The sequence below is a fragment of the Ruegeria sp. YKSE079 genome (assembly GCF_059612845.1).
Genome location: NZ_JBXWRJ010000024.1, coordinates 1 through 19,238, shown reverse-complemented (window position 1 = coordinate 19,238; position 19,238 = coordinate 1). Strand labels below are relative to the sequence as shown.

The 19,238-nt window shown below is 60.0% G+C and carries 19 protein-coding genes and 1 tRNA gene; 15 read left to right on the top strand and 5 right to left on the bottom strand.

The annotated features are described in order from the left end of the window. Positions 1 to 43: 43 nt before the first annotated feature. Positions 44 to 1,012, top strand: coding sequence for a zinc transporter ZntB (locus AC2FMY_RS18690; RefSeq protein ID WP_496745039.1), 969 nt, complete (start codon positions 44 to 46; stop codon positions 1,010 to 1,012). Here AC2FMY_RS18690 and AC2FMY_RS18685 read toward each other — a convergent pair. Next, the gene (locus AC2FMY_RS18685) at positions 999 to 2,177 is read right to left on the bottom strand and encodes an NnrS family protein (protein WP_496745041.1); all 1,179 of its coding nucleotides are present in this window, start codon (positions 2,175 to 2,177) and stop codon (positions 999 to 1,001) included. The two genes, AC2FMY_RS18690 and AC2FMY_RS18685, sit on opposite strands and share 14 nt — an antisense overlap. Before the next feature lie 290 nt (positions 2,178 to 2,467). Here AC2FMY_RS18685 and AC2FMY_RS18680 point away from each other — a divergent pair, with 290 nt between their 5' ends. The 12 genes from AC2FMY_RS18680 to AC2FMY_RS18625 all read left to right on the top strand — a co-directional run bounded on the left by AC2FMY_RS18680 (position 2,468) and on the right by AC2FMY_RS18625 (position 14,017). Further along, entirely contained in the window at positions 2,468 to 4,144 is a 1,677-nt protein-coding gene (locus tag AC2FMY_RS18680; RefSeq protein ID WP_496745043.1) for a cytochrome D1 domain-containing protein, read from the top strand. Between the two features lie 159 nt (positions 4,145 to 4,303). After that, the gene (locus tag AC2FMY_RS18675) at positions 4,304 to 6,097 is read left to right on the top strand and encodes a NapC/NirT family cytochrome c (RefSeq protein ID WP_496745045.1); all 1,794 of its coding nucleotides are present in this window, start codon (positions 4,304 to 4,306) and stop codon (positions 6,095 to 6,097) included. A gap of 59 nt (positions 6,098 to 6,156) precedes the next feature. Then, the gene (locus AC2FMY_RS18670) at positions 6,157 to 6,573 is read left to right on the top strand and encodes a cupredoxin domain-containing protein (protein ID WP_480748065.1); all 417 of its coding nucleotides are present in this window, start codon (positions 6,157 to 6,159) and stop codon (positions 6,571 to 6,573) included. 218 nt (positions 6,574 to 6,791) lie between these two features. Further along, positions 6,792 to 7,559, top strand: a complete 768-nt coding sequence (cobA, locus tag AC2FMY_RS18665; RefSeq protein ID WP_496807885.1) for a uroporphyrinogen-III C-methyltransferase — start codon at positions 6,792 to 6,794, stop codon at positions 7,557 to 7,559. Between the two features lie 10 nt (positions 7,560 to 7,569). Further along, positions 7,570 to 7,911: a c-type cytochrome gene (locus AC2FMY_RS18660; protein WP_496807891.1), complete on the top strand. Its 342-nt coding sequence runs from the start codon at positions 7,570 to 7,572 to the stop codon at positions 7,909 to 7,911. Beyond that, positions 7,908 to 9,053, top strand: coding sequence for a cytochrome D1 domain-containing protein (locus tag AC2FMY_RS18655; protein WP_496745049.1), 1,146 nt, complete (start codon positions 7,908 to 7,910; stop codon positions 9,051 to 9,053). The genes AC2FMY_RS18660 and AC2FMY_RS18655 overlap by 4 nt, the downstream gene beginning before the upstream one ends. Positions 9,054 to 9,057: 4 nt before the next feature. Next, complete coding sequence (gene ahbB, locus AC2FMY_RS18650) at positions 9,058 to 10,047, top strand: siroheme decarboxylase subunit beta (RefSeq protein WP_496745051.1); 990 nt, start codon at positions 9,058 to 9,060, stop codon at positions 10,045 to 10,047. After that, positions 10,044 to 10,496, top strand: coding sequence for an Lrp/AsnC family transcriptional regulator (locus tag AC2FMY_RS18645; protein ID WP_496745052.1), 453 nt, complete (start codon positions 10,044 to 10,046; stop codon positions 10,494 to 10,496). The genes ahbB (AC2FMY_RS18650) and AC2FMY_RS18645 overlap by 4 nt, the downstream gene beginning before the upstream one ends. Further along, on the top strand, positions 10,493 to 10,975 hold the full coding sequence (gene ahbB, locus AC2FMY_RS18640) for a siroheme decarboxylase subunit beta (RefSeq protein WP_496807884.1): 483 nt from the start codon (positions 10,493 to 10,495) through the stop codon (positions 10,973 to 10,975). Before AC2FMY_RS18645 ends, ahbB (AC2FMY_RS18640) begins: the two co-directional genes overlap by 4 nt. A 7-nt stretch (positions 10,976 to 10,982) precedes the next feature. Then, on the top strand, positions 10,983 to 12,194 hold the full coding sequence (gene nirJ / locus AC2FMY_RS18635; protein ID WP_496745056.1) for a heme d1 biosynthesis radical SAM protein NirJ: 1,212 nt from the start codon (positions 10,983 to 10,985) through the stop codon (positions 12,192 to 12,194). Between the two features lie 46 nt (positions 12,195 to 12,240). Beyond that, complete coding sequence (locus AC2FMY_RS18630; protein WP_496807883.1) at positions 12,241 to 13,788, top strand: cytochrome D1 domain-containing protein; 1,548 nt, start codon at positions 12,241 to 12,243, stop codon at positions 13,786 to 13,788. Continuing rightward, the gene (locus tag AC2FMY_RS18625; protein WP_480748075.1) at positions 13,745 to 14,017 is read left to right on the top strand and encodes a hypothetical protein; all 273 of its coding nucleotides are present in this window, start codon (positions 13,745 to 13,747) and stop codon (positions 14,015 to 14,017) included. Before AC2FMY_RS18630 ends, AC2FMY_RS18625 begins: the two co-directional genes overlap by 44 nt. Here the strand turns inward: AC2FMY_RS18625 and lptF are convergent. After that, complete coding sequence (lptF, locus tag AC2FMY_RS18620) at positions 14,010 to 15,134, bottom strand: LPS export ABC transporter permease LptF (protein ID WP_496745061.1); 1,125 nt, start codon at positions 15,132 to 15,134, stop codon at positions 14,010 to 14,012. The two genes, AC2FMY_RS18625 and lptF, sit on opposite strands and share 8 nt — an antisense overlap. Before the next feature lie 177 nt (positions 15,135 to 15,311). Then, a tRNA-Trp gene (locus tag AC2FMY_RS18615) sits at positions 15,312 to 15,387 on the bottom strand. A 144-nt stretch (positions 15,388 to 15,531) separates the two neighbouring features. Between AC2FMY_RS18615 and AC2FMY_RS18610 the strand changes: the two genes are divergently transcribed. After that, entirely contained in the window at positions 15,532 to 16,242 is a 711-nt protein-coding gene (locus AC2FMY_RS18610) for a lysophospholipid acyltransferase family protein (protein ID WP_496807882.1), read from the top strand. Positions 16,243 to 16,548: 306 nt separating this feature from the next. Here the strand turns inward: AC2FMY_RS18610 and AC2FMY_RS18605 are convergent, their stop codons facing one another. Further along, the gene (locus AC2FMY_RS18605; protein WP_496745064.1) at positions 16,549 to 17,472 is read right to left on the bottom strand and encodes an ankyrin repeat domain-containing protein; all 924 of its coding nucleotides are present in this window, start codon (positions 17,470 to 17,472) and stop codon (positions 16,549 to 16,551) included. A gap of 239 nt (positions 17,473 to 17,711) precedes the next feature. On the opposite strand from AC2FMY_RS18605, the gene AC2FMY_RS18600 reads away from it, so the two are divergent. Continuing rightward, complete coding sequence (locus tag AC2FMY_RS18600) at positions 17,712 to 18,836, top strand: saccharopine dehydrogenase family protein (RefSeq protein WP_496807881.1); 1,125 nt, start codon at positions 17,712 to 17,714, stop codon at positions 18,834 to 18,836. A 260-nt stretch (positions 18,837 to 19,096) separates the two neighbouring features. Here AC2FMY_RS18600 and AC2FMY_RS18595 read toward each other — a convergent pair. Beyond that, positions 19,097 to 19,238 (bottom strand): EF-Tu C-terminal domain-related protein (locus AC2FMY_RS18595; RefSeq protein ID WP_496807250.1); only part of this gene is annotated, 142 nt, incomplete at its 5' end.

Genomic DNA, 19,238 nt, shown 5'->3' with positions numbered 1-19,238 from the left:
ACACATTCGTTCCAATCTTCGCCTAATAAAATTCGGTGTGAGAATGCCAAATAAACGTCTGCAACCAGTCTGCGCCTTCGATTTTTCGGGTGAACGCGCACAGATCATCGTCGATAACTGGCCCTTACCCATGCCACCCAGTGAAAAAACGTACCGGTGGCTTCATCTCAATCTCGCTGACGAGGCGACAGGCCAGTGGGTCAAAGAAAACCTTCCGGCGGTGGTTGCGTCCGCATTAACCCAATCCGAAACGCGCCCACGATGCGATGCTTTGCAAGATGGGCTGATCCTCAACCTGCGCGGCGTAAACCTGAACCCCGGTTCCAGCCGCGAGGACATGGTGTCACTGCGGATGTGGATCACGCCCAACGCCGTGATCTCGGCACGCACCCGAAAGATCTGGGCGGCCGACGAAATACATCGCAAGGCCACGGCTGGCACGGGCCCGGCTTCGGTCGGTGCGTTTCTGGTCGAACTTCTGCACGGACTGTCCCACCGAATCGAAATCGTTTCCCTGGAACTGGATGACCAGACCGACGGATTGGAAGAAGAAGCCCTGGAAGGAACCGTGGATCTGCATGACCGCCTCAGCGCCCTGCGCCTGACCGTCATCAAGATGCGCAGGTTCCTGCACCCGCAACGCGAGGCGCTGGATGCGCTCTTGCGCAACGAAGCGCGGCTGCTTGACCCTTCCGAAATCATCAACCTGCGCGAGGCAGTCAACCGCACCCGACGCACTCTGGAAGAACTGGACGCAACCCGCGACAGATTGGCGGCGGTCCAGGATCAGATTGCCTCGGAACAGGTACGCCTGCTGGGACGGAACAGTTATACCCTGTCGATCATCGCGGCGGTTTTCCTGCCGCTCGGCTTTCTGACGGGTCTCTTCGGCGTCAACATTGCCGGGATGCCAGGCACCGCCTCGCCGACCGCATTTTGGCTGCTAGCCGGAGGCTCAATCGCCCTTGGTATCACCATTTTCCTGCTGTTCCGGCTGCTCAAGTGGCTGTAAAGCGCGGCCCGGTCAATGCGGCCCACATGGACGCAATGTAAAGCGCAAAAGCCGTGACCCACAGCCCTCCGGTCACCAGCATGGCAACAAGGTACGCACCGTCCAGTTCCGCTCCGACCCACCTGAGCAAGGCCGCAACGGCCATAAGCGCATAGGCCAGAATCATTGGGAAGGGCGCGACCAGTTCACGCCCGGAATGCCCCAGCGACGCACGGCTCATGACTGCCAGTGTCATGCCGCCCACGCAACCAATTCCCAGAACATGCAACCCGGCGATTTCGCGTCCGATGCCCAGCGCCGACAGCCCCCAAAGCACCATGCCCAGTGCCAGCATCGCCAGCCCCAGGTGCAGGGACCACAGAATCGGTTGCCCCAGGCACCAGATGCCACCCCAGCGAGACAGCCGCAGGGCCTGAACCAGCCCGAACAGGATGGCGATCGGACCCAGCCCCCAGGCCGGGGTCCCCAACATAACCAGCGGCGGCAAGGCCAGCGCCAGGATCAGAGCCGTGCGCTCGACCAGCGGAAAGCTCCGGGGCCAGTGGCTTTCAGCAACACCCGAACGCTTCATCGCATTGCGGGTGAACGCGGGGGTGACGCGACCCCCAAGAACCGAGATCAGGGCGCAAATCGAGGTCAAGCCACCCCGTAGCCCGGCCTGTGCGCTGTCCTGTGTAATTCCCAGCCACTCAAGATGCACCAAAAGATCAGCGATCCAGAGATAGGTTAGAAAAAGCAGAAACATGATGTTCTGCGGTTTTGGGCGTTTCACCAACTGGGACAGGATCTTTATCGCCAGAACCGGGATAAAAGCCAGGTCGAGAACCGCCACCCAAACCGGGGGCATCATCCCCGAATACCAGACTGCCAGCCGCCCACCCAGCCACAGGCCAGCGGCCAGAGTGATGAACCCGCGCCGGGCGCCCGGTGTGTTGGTCCAGTTCGGCACCGCCGTGAGGAAAAATCCGCCAATCGCTGCAGTAGCATAGCCAAAGATCATCTCGTGGGCATGCCACAGGACCGGCACACCATCCCGCAGCGGCCCTTCAGCTATGCCGGCCAGATACATTGTCCAGATTATCCCGGTAAAAACACCATAGATACCGGCTGCCAGAAAAAAGATGCGAAACCCTTCACCCAAGACGCGACCAACGATCGACGACATTCCTGTTCTCCTTCGGCCCTGGCAATGGGCTGGGCGCAAATTCATTTGTTTTCTTAAACGGCCATCTGCGACACTTGGGTCCAAAATGCCCGCAGCAAAACAACTAGCGGGCAGATGAGGCGTCACACTTAACCAAAATCAATTGAATTCGGGATTTCAGGTCGCCCTGCGGCGGGATGACGCCCGTACGGATTCACGTTTCCGCGAACTCCGTTGACTTTTGTCAAGGCGGCACCGCCCCCGTTTGCCGCACATTCCGACCTGCCTCACCACGCATATGGAGAGTGATCATGTCACTTGGAATCAGCTACAACAAAACCGGACGCGCCCTGGGGGCTGGTCTGGCAATGCTGCTTGGCACTGTCGCCGCGCCAGCATTCGCACAAGAGCCAACCCTGAGCGAAGAAGCCTTCGAAAGCTCGAAGCAGCTTTACTTCGAACAATGCGCGGGCTGCCACGGCGTTCTGCGCAAAGGTGCCACCGGTAAAAACCTTGAACCCCATTGGAAAAAGACCGCCGCAGACGGCACCGTCACCGAAGGTGGCACCCTGAAGCTGGGGCAGGAACGCCTTGAGAAAATCATCGCCTGGGGTACCGAAGGCGGGATGAACAACTTCTCGGACATCATGACCGAGCAGGAAATCAAGGACATGGCGACGTACATCATGATGGACGCGCCGAAACCGCCCGAGATGTCCCTCGAGCAAATGAAACAGACCCGCAAGGTCTATGTCGAAGAAGCCGACTACCCGACCGAACCTTTGCATGGCCGCAATTGGGAGAACTTCTTTGTCGTCATCGAACGTGACGTAGGCAAGGTGGCCGTGATTGACGGCGACACCAAGGAAGTACTGGCGCACATCCCGACCGGCTATGCCGTGCACGTGCTCAAGGCCTCCGAGCACCACAAGCTGGAAGAGCCGGAAAACCCTGGCCGCTTCTGGTACACCATGGGCCGCGACGGCAAGATGACCAAGATCGACCTCTGGCAGACGCCGGACAAGATGCTGGTTTCGGAAGTCAAGATTGCCTACGACGCACGTGACGTGGCCGTGTCCGGCGACGGCAAGTACGTCATCGGTGGGGGCTACTGGCCGCCGCACTTCGCGATTGTCGATGCTCAAACCATGGAACCGCTGAAAGTCGTCTCGACCCGCGGCACCAACGTCGATGGCGAATACGTCGAAGAAAGCCGTGTGGCTGCCATCTACACCACCCCGAACGAACCGACCTGGATCGTCGCGGTGAAAGAGCTGGGCCAACTGTGGCAAGTGGACTATTCCGACCTCGACAACCTGCGGATCGACAAGATCAACTCGGCCAAATTCCTGCACGACGGGTTCTTTGACCCGACAGGCCGGTACTTCCAGATCGCCGCGAACGCGTCGAACAAAATGGTTGTCGTGGACACCCAGACGCACAAGCTCGAAGCAATGATCGACACCGCAGCCCTGCCGCACCCCGGCCCGGGCGCCAACTGGGAAGACCCGAACTGCGGCCCGGTGGCCGGTACGACCCACCTGGGCGTCGGCACCGTGACCGTCTGGGGCAACGACCCAGAAGGCCATGCCGACAACGCTTGGAAGATCTGCTACGAAGTGGAAACAGACGGCCCCGGCCTGTTTGTCCGGACCCACCCGAACTCCAAGTACGTGTGGGCTGACCAGACCAAACACCCCGAGCCTGAAATCCAGCAGTCGGTGCAGGTCATTGACAAGGCGACCGGTGAGATCGTGAAAACGATCCAGATCACCGAGGACGAAGGCAACGCCGCGGTTCACTTCGAGTTCAACAAAGACGGCACCGAAGTTTGGGTCTCCAAATGGAACCTGGCCGACTCGAAAGAACCGAACGGTCAGATCGTGATCTTCGACGCGGAAACGCTGGAAGAGATCGGGCGGATCGATGGACTGTTTGCCCCGACCGGCAAGTTCAACGTCTACAACCGTTCGAACCACGTCACCTGATGTGACAGGAACTGCCATGGAAGGGGCGGGCAGATCGCCCGCCCCTTCCTCGTTCCCGGGCACGCGTGACCCAACTGTCACACAGGCCCGCGACCAAACAGCCAAAGCAACCGGCCTCTCACCCAAGGCCAGACAACAAAGCCAATACGGAGTCTGGACATGAACCAGCCCACGGACACGGAAAAGAAAAAACCGATCTGGCGCCGGTATTTCCTTTGGGGAATGCCCTTGGCCGGTATCGCCGGTGCATTTGTCGCCGGTATCGTCTTCTGGGGCGGTTTCAACACCGCAATGGAAGCCACAAATACCAAGGATTTTTGCATCTCGTGCCACGAGATGGAGAATTTCGTCTATCAGGAATATCAGGGCACGATCCATGACGTGAACCGCTCGGGCGTGGGCGCGGTCTGCTCCGATTGCCACGTTCCCAAGGATTGGACCCACAAGATCATCCGCAAGATCAAGGCCTCAAAAGAGCTTTACGGAAAGATGGTCGGCACCATCAACACCCGAGAGAAGTTCGAGGCCAAGCGCGTGCATCTGGCCATGAACGAGTGGGAGCGGATGAAGTCCAGCGATTCGCGCGAATGCCGGAACTGTCACGATTTCGAATCGATGATGCCCGAATTCCAGCGTCCCCGCGCACGTCAACAACACCTGAACGCGATGAAAGTGGGTCAGACCTGCATCGACTGTCACAAGGGTATCGCTCACTCGGACGCCCGCGAGCGCGCGGATGAAGAGTATCTGGAAAAACTCGAAACGCCGAATCCGGATTTCATCCGTGAGATTCCGGAAGAATACCTGGCAAGCCTCGCACGAATCGAAGCCAAGGAAGCCGCCGAGGCCGAAGCAGCAAACGCCGCCAAGAAGGCGCAGCAGGAAGCCGTACAAGCCCAGATTGCCGCTGCGGTCGAATCGGCGGTCGCCGAAGAGCGTGCCAAGGCCAACGGCAGCACAACCGAGGCCTCGACCGCTGGTGGTGGCGACGATGTCGCTTCCAACATCGACTGGAACTCGGTCGCCGCGACGGACATGAAACTGTTCTACCCTGGCCAAGCCTCGTTCGAATGGGTTCAGAACGGCAAGACCCACGGCGGCGCGCGTCCGCTAACCAAGGGCGGCGATCAATGCTCGACCTGCCACGCCAAGGAACTGGACACGATCGGCAACAAGATTGTCGCAGGCGGAGATCTGGAACCGACCCCGATTCCGGGCAAGCGCGGCGTGATCGATGCAACCGTTCAGGCGGCGCATGACGACGAAAATCTGTACATTCGCCTGCAATGGTCGGATGCGGGCCATAACCCTGCCCCGTTTGTCGACGGCGGCAAGATGGACCCCGACAACCAGATCAAGGTCGCCATGATGATCACCGGAACCGGAATTGAAATGGGCGATCAGGTGGGGTGCTGGGCCTCTTGCCACGCCGACAACACCTATATGCCCTTCGATCCGGGCGCGGATGGCGTGGCGGCAAACGGTGACGTCACCGCGCGGCTAACCGCCCAGAACACGGTCACTAAATACCTCAGCGAAAGCCGCACCGACATCGAAATCCGGGGTCGTGGGGATAAACCGCTGGGCGGTTGGGACAAGCTGAAGGCCGAGGCAGAGATCGAACAGTATCTCAAGGACGGCACCTTCCTCGACCTGATGCGTGTCTATGCCGACGGCAGTTCCTCAAATGGCTATCTGCTGGAGCAACGGGTCGTGAATGACGGCGAAATGGCCGCCTCGGCCAGCCTGTCGGGTGGTATCTGGACCGTGGTCTTTACCCGGCCGCTCGACAGCGGTGCCCCCGGCGACGTACCACTGGTTCCGGGTCAGACCTACACGGTCGGCTTTGCGATCCACGACGACTTTGCCGCTGCCCGCTTCCACCACGTCACGCTGAACACCAGCCTCGCATTGGATGATGACAGCGCGACCATTAATGTGGTGAAACAGTAAGTGCTTGCAGGGGCCGGACAACTCCGGCCCCTGTTCTTTCCGGAAAGGAGATCTGACAGATGCATGCCAAACACCTTCTTCCCGCCACCCTGCTGTCGCTTGCGGCAGCTTTTCCCGTTTTTGCCGCCGACGAAGACACGGCTGCAATCTGCGCCGAAGCCGAGGAGCGCTATGTCGAACTGTTCGGACAGCCCTCGGATACGGTCGAGGATGCCGAGATCGTATTGATGTACAAATACAATTTCTGCCCCGCGCAACTGACCGTCAAAACGGGAACAACGGTGCGCTGGGTAAATGTCGACAAGCGCACCAGTCACAGCGTGCTGCTGAAAGACGGAAGCGTGCCGGAGACCGACCGGATATTCCCCGAAGAAACCGTCGAGCTGACCTTTCTCACCCCCGGCCCGCAGGACTACCTGTGCGGCCCTCATTGGGAAACGCAGAACATGATCGGAATGGTCACGGTCGAACCCTGAACCAAGGCGACAATTCGGGCATGATCAAGGGGCGCGAGAGCAATTCTCGCGCTCCTTAACTTATGTCAAGGCGACTCCTTTTGCCATCGGCCAGTCTGCGACCATGGAACGCCAGGAATCCCCAGCCACACTCCCGTTTTCACTCGCTTTTTTGCGCGCGGACGGACTGTGTTCCGAGGGTCGGCGTCTGCGGAAGTTCAGGACAAGTGAGTTTGCAAATGAGCGGTAAGGTATTTCTGATCGGAGCCGGCCCGGGCGACCCTGAATTGATGACCCTGCGTGCGCTGCGGATGCTGCGCGAAGCCGGTGTCGTTGTCTATGACCGCCTGGTTTCGCCCGAAATCCTCGCCATGAGCCCCGAGGGCGCGAGCATGATCCCGGTCGGCAAGGCCCCCAAATGCCATACCGTGCCGCAGGAGCAGATCAACGAGATACTGCTTGAACAGGCCCGCGCCGGACATACGGTAGCCCGCCTGAAGGGCGGCGACCCGGTGATTTTCGGCCGCGGTTCCGAAGAGGCCGCCTATCTGACGGCTCATGACATCGCGGTCGAATACGCGCCCGGCATCACCGCCGCTCAGGGCGCCTCCTGCTCGACCGGCGTGCCGCTCACCCATCGCGGGTTGGCGACCTCGGTGCAATATGTCACCGGCCACCGTCAGGCCGACAAGGTTCTCGACCTCGACTGGAAACGGCTGGCCGATCCGTCGACCACGCTCGTGATCTACATGGGTGTTGCCAATATCGGCCAGATCGCAATGGGCCTGATGACCGAGAACCTGCCCGGTTCGACCCCGGTTCTGGCCGTGGGCCGCGCCACCACGCCGGACGAGCGGCGCCTGGTGTCGCGCCTCGACCGCATCGCAACGGATGTTCGCGAAGCCCAACTGACCGCCCCTACTCTTTTCATCATCGGCAAGGTGGTGTCACTCTACGACGAGCGTCCCGTTGCCGACCTTATCGAACAGGCAACTGCCAATGCCTAGCTTCATGCAAATGCCGTCCGCCACACCCGGGCGGATCGGTTTTTCCTTTCGCGCCACGCTGACCACACTGGCGCTGGTCGCGACCTCGGCCATTGCCGCCGACGCACTCGACCCGAACGCCCTGAAACGTCTGGTGCATCAGGATTGCGGCTCGTGCCACGGCCTGTCGCTCAAGGGTGGGCTTGGCCCTGATCTGCGCTCCGAGACACTGCAACACTATGATCTGGACATTCTGACCGGCGTCATCCTCGACGGTATTCCGGATACGGCCATGCCCCCCTGGCGTCCGTTGATGAGTCAGGAAGAGGCCGAGTGGATCGCCCGTTACCTGCTGGAACCGGAGGGACAATGAAACGGATTGCATTCGGCCTGCTGGCCACGCTGATGATGAGCACTGCACAGGCCGAACCAATGGCCACCGGCGATCTCGGCCTCGTGATCGAACGTGCGACCGGCTCGGTCCTCCTGGTCGACCAGTCCGATCGCGCCGCATTGGCCCGGATCGAAGGCCTGGGCGATCTCAGCCATGCCTCGCTGGTCTATTCACCCGATGAAAGGTTCGCCTATGTTTTCGGCCGCGATGGTGGGCTGACCAAGGTCGACATAGTCACCCGCCAGATCGTGAACCGCGTCGTACAGGCGGGCAACGCCATCGGCGGAGCCATTTCGGATGACGGCAAACTGGTGGCCGTGTCCAACTACGAACCCGGTGGTGTGCGCGTGTTCGACGCCGACACGCTGGACATGGTCGCGGATATTCCCACCGACAGCAAAACCATCGGTCTGGTCGACGCGCCGGGCCGCCGCTTCGTGTTCACCATGTGGGACACGGGCGAAACATGGATTGCCGATTTCGCAAAAGGCGCGCCGGACATCACCAGGATCGCCGACATGGGCAAAAATCCTTACGACGCGCTGATCACCGCCAATGGCCGCACTTATATCACCGGTCTTTTTGGCGAGGACGGTCTGACCGCGCTTGACCTGTGGTCGGACAATCCCGAACCGATCCGCGTCCTACCGGACTATGGTCGTGGTCAAGAAGAAATGCCGGTCTACAAGATGCCCCACCTCGAAGGCTGGGCGCTGACGGGGCGCGAGTTCGTCCTGCCTGCTGTCGGCCATCACGAAGTTCTTTGGGTCGATGCCGACACTCTGACCGAGACCGGGCGCACCAAGACCCACGGCCAGCCCGTCTTTGCCATGGCCCGGCCCGATGGCCGTCAGGTCTGGGTCAACTTTGCCCACCCCCTGAACGATACGATTCAGGTGATCGACACCGTCACCAAGGAAATCATTCACGAATTCAAACCCGGCCCGGCGGTGCTGCACATGGAGTTCACACCACGTGGGCACGAGGTGTGGATCAGTGTCAGAGATGCCGGAAAGGTCATGATTTACGACACGCAAACATTTGAAAAATTGCGCGAAATCGAGGCGGACAGCCCCTCGGGCATTTTCTTTACTGCCCGCGCACACAGAACGGGGCTTTGACGCCATGTGCCACATTACCGATCCGATCGACCGAAGCCTGCTGGATGATTTCCAGCGCGATTTTCCGGTGACCGAGCGACCGTTTCAGGTACTTGCCGACACGCTGGGTCTGCCCGAGAACGAAGTGATCGACCGTCTGGCCAGGATGCGCGCCGCAGGGCGCATCACCCGTGTCGGCGCAACCATTGCGCCAGGTACCGTTTCGGCCAGCACTCTCGCCGCTGTCGCCGCCCCCGAAGGCCGATTGGAACAGGTCGCCGCCATGATCGACGCCGAACCGGGGGTCAATCACAACTATCAGCGCGAAGACAAATGGAACCTCTGGTTTGTCGCCACCGGACCCGACCGGCAGCACGTCGACGAGACGTTGGCGCGGATCGGTGACCGCACCGGCCTGCGGGTTCTCGACCTGCGGCTGGTCCGTCCGTTCAACGTCGATCTCGGCTTCAGGATGGCGGAAAAGACGCCCCGTGTGCCAGTGGCACGCAAGATCGACCGTTCGGTGATGCAGGCCGGCGATCTGGACCTTCTTCAGGCGCTGAGCACCGGCTTGCCTCTGGTCGCCACACCCTATGCCACACTCGCCCGCTCCCTGAGTCGCGACGCGGACGACGTCATGCAGCGGATCGCGATCCTGCATGAGGCCGGTATCGTTTCGCGGCTGGGCATCATTGTCCGGCACCGCGCTCTGGGCTGGTCCTCGAACGCGATGGTCGTATGGGATCTCCCTGCCGAACAGATCGACAGCGCAGGCCCGGCATTGGCCGCCCATCCCGGCGTGACGCTGTGTTACGAACGCCGCCCGGTTGAAAAAGTCTGGCCCTACCGCCTCTATTCGATGATCCACGCCCGCTCCCGTCCCGAGGCCCGCGACGTGCTGGCCGGTGCTACCGAATTGCCCGAACTCTCCGGCGCGCGGCACAAGGTTCTGTTCTCGACCCGCTGCTTCAAGCAGACCGGTGCGCTGATCAAGGCCAGGGAGGTCGCGGTATGACGCCTCTCGACGCCATCGACCGTGCGATCCTGAACCGGATGCAGGACGACCTGCCGCTGGTGTCCCATCCCTATGCCGCCGTGGCCGAGGAACTGGGGATCGGTGAAAACGACCTGCTGGACCGGCTTGCGCGGCTGAAAGACGATCGGGTGATCACCCGGTTCGGCCCGTTCTTCGATGCTGCCGCCATGGGTGGCGCGTTCTGCCTGTGCGCCATGGCGGTGCCGGAACAGGAATTCGAAACGGTCCTGACCAAAGTCAATGCCCACCCCGAGGTTGCCCATAATTATGAGCGCACGCACCGGCTGAACATGTGGTTCGTGCTGGCCACCGAAACGCCCGAGGGGATCGAGGCCACCGCCGATGCCATCGAAAGGGAAACCGGGGTGCAAGTCCTCCGCTTCCCCAAACTGCAAGAATTCTTCATCGGGTTCCGGGTGGCGGCATGATCGACGCAACAGACAGACAGATCATCGAAGCGATGCAGGGTGGCCTGCCCCTGACCCAGGCCCCGTTCACCCGGATCGCAGCGCAGATCGGCCTTACCGAGTCTGAGCTGTTGCAGCGTATCGCCGAAATGAAAGACAGCGGCGTGATCCGCCGCATCGCCGCCGCCCCAAACCACTACAAGCTGGGAATGACTGCCAACGGAATGACGGTCTGGAATGTCGATGACAGCCGCATTGCCGAACTTGGCGCCCGTATCGGTGCCCTGCCCTATGTCACCCATTGCTATGAACGCCCCCGTGCCCTGCCGGAATGGCCCTACAACCTGTTTGCCATGGTCCATGGCGAAAACCGCGACGAGGTCGAGGCCAAGCGCGCCGACATCGCCGCGATCCTTGGTGATGCCTGTCAAGGTCACGATATCCTCTACTCCACGCGCATCCTGAAAAAGACCGGGCTGCGCCTGAAACAGAAAGGCTGAAGCCCCCATGTTCCGCCTGACCGAATACATGAAGCAACTTGTCGAACCGACACCGGTTCGCAAACGCCGCCCCGGCCCTGTCAAACCGGTGGTGATCTGGAACCTGACCCGCCGCTGCAACCTGAAATGCCGTCACTGCTATACCGTGTCTGCGGACGTGAATTTCCCCGGCGAACTCAGCCACGAACAGGCCATGTCGACGCTCGAGGATATCGGCCAGTTCCGCGTTCCCGCCCTGATCCTGTCAGGTGGCGAGCCGCTGGACCGCTTTGATTTCTTCGATATCGCCACCCGCGCCCGCGAACTGGTGCCGATGCTGGCGCTCTCGACCAACGGCACCAAAATCCACGGCGAAACAGCCGACCGGATCGCCGATGTCGGGTTCAGCTATGTCGGCATATCCCTCGATGGGATCGGCGCCACCAACGACTGGTTCCGCGGCGTCGAAGGCGCTTTTGCCGACGCTCTGCGCGGCGTGCGCGAATGCAAGAAGCGCGGCATCAAGGTGGGGTTGCGTTTCTGCCTGACCGAAGGCACCCAGCATCACCTGCCCGACCTGATCCAGCTTTGCGACGACGAGGGCGTTGACAAGTTCTATCTCAGCCACCTGGTCTATGCCGGGCGCGGTGACAAGAACCGTGGCGAGGACGCCCAGCGCCTGCGTACCCGACACGCGATGGACCTGCTGCTGGATCGCGCCTGGGTCGCCGTCGCCGAAGAAGCGCCGCTGGACATCGTGACCGGCAACAACGATGCCGACGCGGGGTATTTCCTCGACTGGGTGCGCCGCAATTTCGACGAGGCCAAGGCAGCGCATGTGCGCGAGCATCTGGCGGCCTGGGGCGGCAACTCCAGCGGCCTGGGCGTCGCCAATATCGACAACCTTGGCCGGGTGCACCCTGACACCTACTGGTCCGACTACACCGTGGGCAACGTCAAGACGACGCCGTTCTCGGAACTGTGGACCGGCAATGACCCGATGCTGGCCCTTCTTCGCACCCGCCCCCGTCCGCTGAAGGGGCGCTGCGGCGCGTGCAGGCTGCAGGATGTCTGTGGCGGCAACACCCGTATCCGCGCCCTGCAACTGACCGGCGATCCCTGGGCCGAAGACCCGGCCTGCTATCTGGACGATGCCGAGATCGGCGTAAAAAGCGCCGAACGGCTCGAAGTCACGCCTTTCCGGGGCAAAAGCCACGACCCGGCACACCAGTTCTTCTGAACTGACGGGTTGCCTGCCTCGAAAGGGGTAAAGAAGGAACGCGAACATGCGGAATTGGAACAAACGGACGGGCCTTGCGGCCCTGCTGCTCGGGACAGTGATGGCCCTGCCCTTGGGCGCCGACCCGGCGAAGAACTATGCCGACTATTGCGCCGAATGCCACGGCGCCGGGCGTCTGGGCGGTGTTGGCCCGGCCCTGATCCCCGAAACGCTGAAACGGATGCGCGGGCCTCATGTGGCCGCCGTGATCGCCGACGGGCGCATCGCCACGCAGATGCCTGCTTTCGCCGAGCAACTGGATACGGCTCAAATCGGGGAACTGGCGGACTGGCTGAAATCCCCGCTGGCATCAACACCCGAATGGGGCGAGGCGGATATCATGGCCAGCCGAACGCTGGACGAAGACTATGTCGCTGTTGATGCTCCGGTCTGGAACAGCGACCCGATGAATATCACTCTGGTCGTCGAAACCGGCGATCACCATGTGTCCGTTCTGGACGGCGATACATTCGAGGTGCTCGACAGGTTCGAAACCCCCTTTGCCGTGCATGGTGGCCCGAAATTCAGCCCCGACGGGCGCTATGTCTTCATCATGTCCCGTGATGGCTGGGTTCAGAAATACGACATCTGGGCACTCAAACAGGTGGGGCGCGTGCGCGCCGGCGTGAACAGCCGCAACATCGCCATGTCAAGCGATGGCAAATGGGTTGCCATCGCCAACTATCTGCCCAACTCGCTGACGCTTCTGTCGACCGAGGATCTGTCGGTTGCCAAGGTGGTTGAGATCAAAAGCAAGAAAGGCAAGCCCAGCCGGGTCTCTGCCGTCTATCAGGCTCCGCCACGTGAAAGCTTTGTGCTGGCGCTCAAGGACGTACCCGAGATCTGGGAAGTGTTCTATGGTGCCAACCCACCGCAATTCGGTCTGGGGCACGATTTCCGCATCGAAGGTCAGGTCAAGAACCCCGATCCCTTCCCGGTGCGCAAAATCACCACGCCCGACTATCTGGACGATTTCTTTTTCGACCAGACCTATGAATACGTGATGGGCGCGTCGCGCGACGGTAAAGGCGGCCAGGTAATCGACCTGGTGATAGGGCACAAGATTGCGGATCTCGATCTGCCCGGCATGCCGCACCTTGGGTCAGGCATCACCTGGTCACGCAACGGCAAAACCGTCATGGCGACACCGCACCTGACCGATGGCGTGGTGTCGGTAATCGACATGGAGAATTGGCAGACAATCAAGCGGATTGAAACCGAAGGCCCCGGATTCTTCATGCGCGGGCACGAAAATTCACCTTATGTCTGGACCGACGTGTTCTTTGGCACGAACAAGGACGCGATGCACGTGATCGACAAGCAAAGCCTCGAGATCGTCAAAACCCTGCGCCCTGCACCCGGCAAAACGGTGGCCCACGTGGAATTCACCAAGGACGGCCGCCACGCTCTGGTTTCGATCTGGGAAGACGACGGCGCTGTTATCGTCTATGACGCCAATACTCTGGAAGAGGTCAAACGCCTGCCGATGCGCAAACCCTCGGGAAAATACAATGTCTGGAACAAAATCACCTTCTCCGAAGGCACCAGCCACTGACGGACGCTGGCCGGTATGGAAGCTGGCCTTGCTGCTTTATCCGGCCTCTGCGCTGACTGTCGCGATCAACCTGTTTCTGGTCGGGCTGATCGCGCATGGTCTGGGCTTTCCGGCCATCAGCCCGGTCTCGGCAATCCTGTGGTCCATCCCGTTGGGGGTTCCCGCTACCTGGCTTGCTGGGCGCTGGCTGCGCGGGCTGATGGACGAGGCCGACGGAGACGTCAACTAGCCGCCGCAGCAGAACGGAACAGCTTGAGCGGCCTGCCTGCGATTGACAGGAAAACAGCTGATACCGCCACACCGGCAAGTGCAGGCAGGTACAGCAGACCCCAAAGTTCGGGCCGAGCGATCACCATCGGTGCCACAAAACCCCGAACACCTTCGAGTATCACCAGTATGGTGAACGCGCCCAAAATTTGCGGCCAAAGACCAAATCGGGAAAACCCGCCCAGCATCAGGGTGGAATACCCAACCAAAGACACCGCAATGCAGATGAACGTCCACGAAAGCCGCTGATGCAACTCTTCGGTAATCTCACCTTGCGTATAGTCCTCGACCTCGGCCATTGCCTCCGGCCCACGCAGCAGATCCAGCGTCGGCACCGCCTGCAGGCTGCGTTTCAACCCCATCCCGTCATCGGCCAGTGATGAAATGTCATAGGTCGCATCCTCGAACAGCGTCGTCGACATCGTGCGGTTGCCCGCATGATACCGCAATGCCATGCCGTCGAGCATGACAAGGTTGATGCCATCCTTGCCCCGAACCAGATAGGCCTCGGCCCCGGAATAGGTCACAGGCACCTGTGGGTCGCGCCGATCGGACAGATACACATCCTTCAGCGTTCCATCCAGCTCGATCTGTCCAATATAGACCGTCACCCCGTCGGATGGGTGCAGGAATTCACCTTCGTTCAACAGCTGGGCCGTGACATCACCGGCCACCTCTTCCTGACGCTGTTCAAGCTGCAGTATGGACGCCGGGCGCAAATAGATGCTGATGGCTCCCATCATCAACCCGGTAATCACTCCGAACCAGAGAACGGGTCGGGCCAGCCGCCACGGGCTGAACCCGGTCGCCAGCATGACCGTCAACTCGCTTTCCCGGCTTAACCGGTTGGTCGCGTATACAGCCGAGGCAAATACCGCCATCGGCATGACCGTGCGGATCAATGTTGGCAGCGACAGTGCCGTAAACTCCAGAAACACCATGGCCGACTGGCCGCCGCTGATCACCTTGTCAAACAGGCTGACCGAACGGGTAATCCAGAACACACCGACCAGAACCAGCGTGAAAAACCCGAACAGCACCAGCAGCTGCCGCAGGTAGTATCCATCAAAACGCGACATCTGACTCCATCGGGCCGCTCATAGTTGCGACGACATTATTGCAATCGCACGGCATAGAAAACAGCGATTGAACCTGGCTCACCAGAACCGGACAATCTGTCTTCAAACCGACCAGGCAACCGGCCAATTCAAGCCAATGCGCCACATCGCCCGGCATTCGTATTCATTTATGGGAACTGGCAGGGGCAGCAGGGTTCGAACCCGCGACCTACGGTTTTGGAGACCGTCGCTCTACCAACTGAGCTATACCCCTGTGGTGAGCAACCAGATATGCCACCGACGCGGAGGACTCAAGAGGCTTTTTCACATTCCTTGCCGATTGCAGACAGGGACAAACAAGTTGCGTCACGCGTCAGGTCGGGTAAACCGTTCCCGGCCCGAACGGAGGACCCGACAGGTGAGTTTGCGCAAGAAAATCGCCGATAGCGAAACAGTGCTGAACTGGCTGGCCCGGCGCATTGCCGGATATATCCGCATGGTGCACCGCAACACCAAATGGCAGCGGATCGGCTATGAAGAACTGGATCAACTGGCCGCTCAGGGCGAGCCGGTCATCGTGGTGCTCTGGCACCAGCGGCTGGCCCAGTCGCCGTATTTCTTCCCGCTCGACAAGGGGCGCATCTGTTCGATCACCTCCGCAGCCCGCGCCGGCAGCATGGTCGGGCGTGTGCAAAAGCTCTTCGGAATGGACACCATCGCCATGTCCAGCCACAAACGTCACGTGGCGCTCTCGCGCGAGGTGCTGGGCAGGATGAAGGAAGGCGTCTCAATCGGTATCGCCGCCGACGGCCCGCGCGGCCCCGAACGCATCGCCTCAACCGTGCCCCTGATCTGGGCGCGCACGTCTGGAAAACGGATCTTCGGCATTACCTATTCCGCCCGCTACGGGCGCGAGGCCGGAACATGGGACCGCCTGCTGATGCCGCGACCCTGGCGGAACGAGGGCGTTTTCCTGTGCCGGGAATGGACCGAGGACGTGCCGCGCAAAGCGACCGAAGACCAGATCGAAGCGCTGCGCCAAAGCCTGGAACAGCACATGAACGATATCACCGCCGAAGCCGACAGGATGGTTGGAAGAAAGCCCTGGGTCCCCGCACCCGAAGAGTGACGGATATTTTCCCGGAGTGTTGCGCCGGATGGCACCCGGCTTGTTCAGCCAGATGCCCAATCAAGGTTCGATTTGCGCGACCTTCAATGAAGCCTGTTCACCCGGCTCTGCATCTTGGCGCAACGTTCGAAAGAGCGGTAAACGGCCCAGAAAATCGTGGTGGGCTGGGTCTTGTTCAGAAACGGCATCCGACTCACTCCGATAACACAGGAATGTGATGAGTATTGACCTGACGTCACTTTCCGTCTGTGAACCAGATCACACTTGGATATCTCGTCGTTCCTTTGTCGCCTCTCTCAATTCACATCATTCCGGAAGCGGGACAGGATCATCCGCCAGGGTGCGCAAATAGGCAATGACCGCAATCCGGTTCTTGCGATCCCGAACCGTACCAAAATACTTCGCGGTTCCCGGAACGCTCCCCTGAATATCCGCCAGATACACGTTCAGGGCCTCGAAATCCCACACGCCGGTCATCCCCGCCATGGCATCGGAATAGGCCATTCCGGGGTCCGACGCCTTCGGCGCACCGACCATGTTCCAAAGTGACCCCGCACGCCTGCCAAAACCGCCGGGTTCGAAACTGTGGCAGGGGCTGCAGTTCTGAGCTTCGGATTCACCCAGTTCAAGATCGGCGCCGGTCAGCTCTGCCGCCGTGATCGGCTCCGGTGTCCACGGCTCGAACCCGCGTTCACGAAGGAGCGCCACAACACCGTCATGCCCCCTGCTGGCCGCGAAATGTATCGCCGGCTCTTTACCCCGAAAATCCGTACGCCCGTTCACATCTGCCCCGGCATCAAGCAGCATCCCCACGATCTCCGCCGATCCGCCATAAGCCGCCTCGTGAAGGGGCCGCGTCATGTTTTCACCGCCGATGAGGTTCGGGTTCGCCCCGGCCTCAAGCAACAGTTTGACAATGTCCTGCCGTCCCCGCCGGGCCGCGATATGCAACGCACCACCGCGGCGGGTCAACTTGTCCACATCGGCACCATGCGCGATCAACACCGCGACGGCATCCGGGTGACCACGATCGGCGGCAAAGAAAAGCGGCGTGGGGCCACCTTGGGTTCGGGCGAGATTCGGGTCTGTTCCCGCCTCGAGAACCCCCCGCAACTCCGCCACATCCCCCACCATCGCAGCATCATGAATCGGGTCTGCCGAGGCAGACCGCAAAAGCATCAGGGTCGATACCAAACCAGCGACCAGCACCCCTCCTTGCCAAGGTGTCATCCGATCACCCCCAAACCGAAAACAATACGTCACTATAGAGGCATGTCATTCAAAAATGGAATTCGGGGTGAATTTGCACACCTGTCCAGGTCTGTAGAGAAGGAAAATGCCTTTAAGCTTCAGACCTCATCGAACGCGATTGGGGCGATGCGTCGCTCTGAGGCATCCTTGTCTTTCCACGCTGATGCGGCGAAGTAGTGACCGACTACCGAGTTCAATCCGAAAGAATGATCGACGTTATGACCAAGAAGGTTTTGATCATAGGAGGCACGGGTGTATTCGGAAAACGCTTGGTGCGCCATCTTGCTTCCTGTGACAAGCTCGAACTGCACGTCTCTTCTCGTAGCATCAACAGCGCCAAAAGCTTTGTCGACACACTGACAAATCAGGGCGGTCCGGTTCATCCGATCCAGTTGGATACGCACACCAATTTCCGCCAAACATTGGAGGATCTACGTCCGTTCATTGTGGTGGATTGCTCCGGCCCATTTCAAGGCTCCGGTTATGATTGTGCTCGAACAGTTCTGCAAGCGGGCGCGCACTATGTGGATCTGTCTGATGCCCGGGATTTTTTGGCCGGTTTTTCCCATTGTCTCGATCCTATTGCCCGGGAAAGTAGCGTAGCCGCATTGGCGGGCGCAAGCTCGTCCCCGACGCTTTCGACATGCGTGGTGAAAGATGTTACCGACGGTTGGAAACGCATCGACAGTATAGACATTTGCATCACTCCGGGAGGCAGAAGCGAGGTTGGTCGTTCTGTAATCGAAGCGATACTAAGCTATGCTGGCAAAAGCGTTCCTCTCTGGGACGACGGGCGCCTTAGATCAGTACCTGGCTGGCGGAACTCCCGGCGTGTAGAGGTGCCCGAGTTGGGATTCCGACGGGTAGCTCCGGTTGAAACATATGATGCAGAATATCTCGGAGAGAATTTCAATGTTCAATCTCGAGTGTCCTTTTCTGCCGGATTGGAATCAAGAATCGAACAGAGAGGCATTGAGGCTGTCGCGTTCCTGCGCAGCCACAGGTTGCTGAAGTCTCTGAAGTTTCTAGTGCCGATCTTGTTGAGCGCGCGAAAAATCACGCGAATTCCGACGTCGAGTTCTGGCGGAATGATGGTAAAGGTCTCTGGCTCGGACGCTGATGGTATTGCAACCGGGTTAACATGGTCATTGGTGGCGCATCGGGATCATGGGCCATTCATTCCAATTCTGCCCGCCGCCGCGGCAGTCAAGAAACTTCTCAATAACGAAGTTGCGCCTGGAGCAAGGTTCGCTCACTCCGCCGTTCAGCTATCCGATATTGTGAGAGAAATGTGCACGTATGATATCAAGACGATGATATCTTTTGATAGAATGAACTCCTGATCCCTAATTCTCTTTCCAACAGGAAAGAGCGCTGTCCCTCGGCGCAGCTCAAAAAAGGCCGCCCCACGGGACGGCCTTCTTTAGTTCGACAGGGTGGGCTCTCATTGCTCTTTCAGAGCAACTGCCGCCCACCTGTCGGCAAAGCCGACTTACTCGATGATTTTCGACACGCTATTCCGGTGCGTCTCGGGATTATTGAATTCAAACAAAAAGGGCGCCCCGAGGGGCGCCCTTTCCGTCTGATCATTCGCTTGCGCGAATTATTCAATAATCTTCGACACGACGCCGGCGCCGACGGTGCGGCCGCCTTCGCGGATGGCGAAGCGCAGGCCGTCTTCCATCGCGATCGGTGCGATCAGCTCGACGGTGAAGCCGACGTTGTCGCCCGGCATGACCATCTCG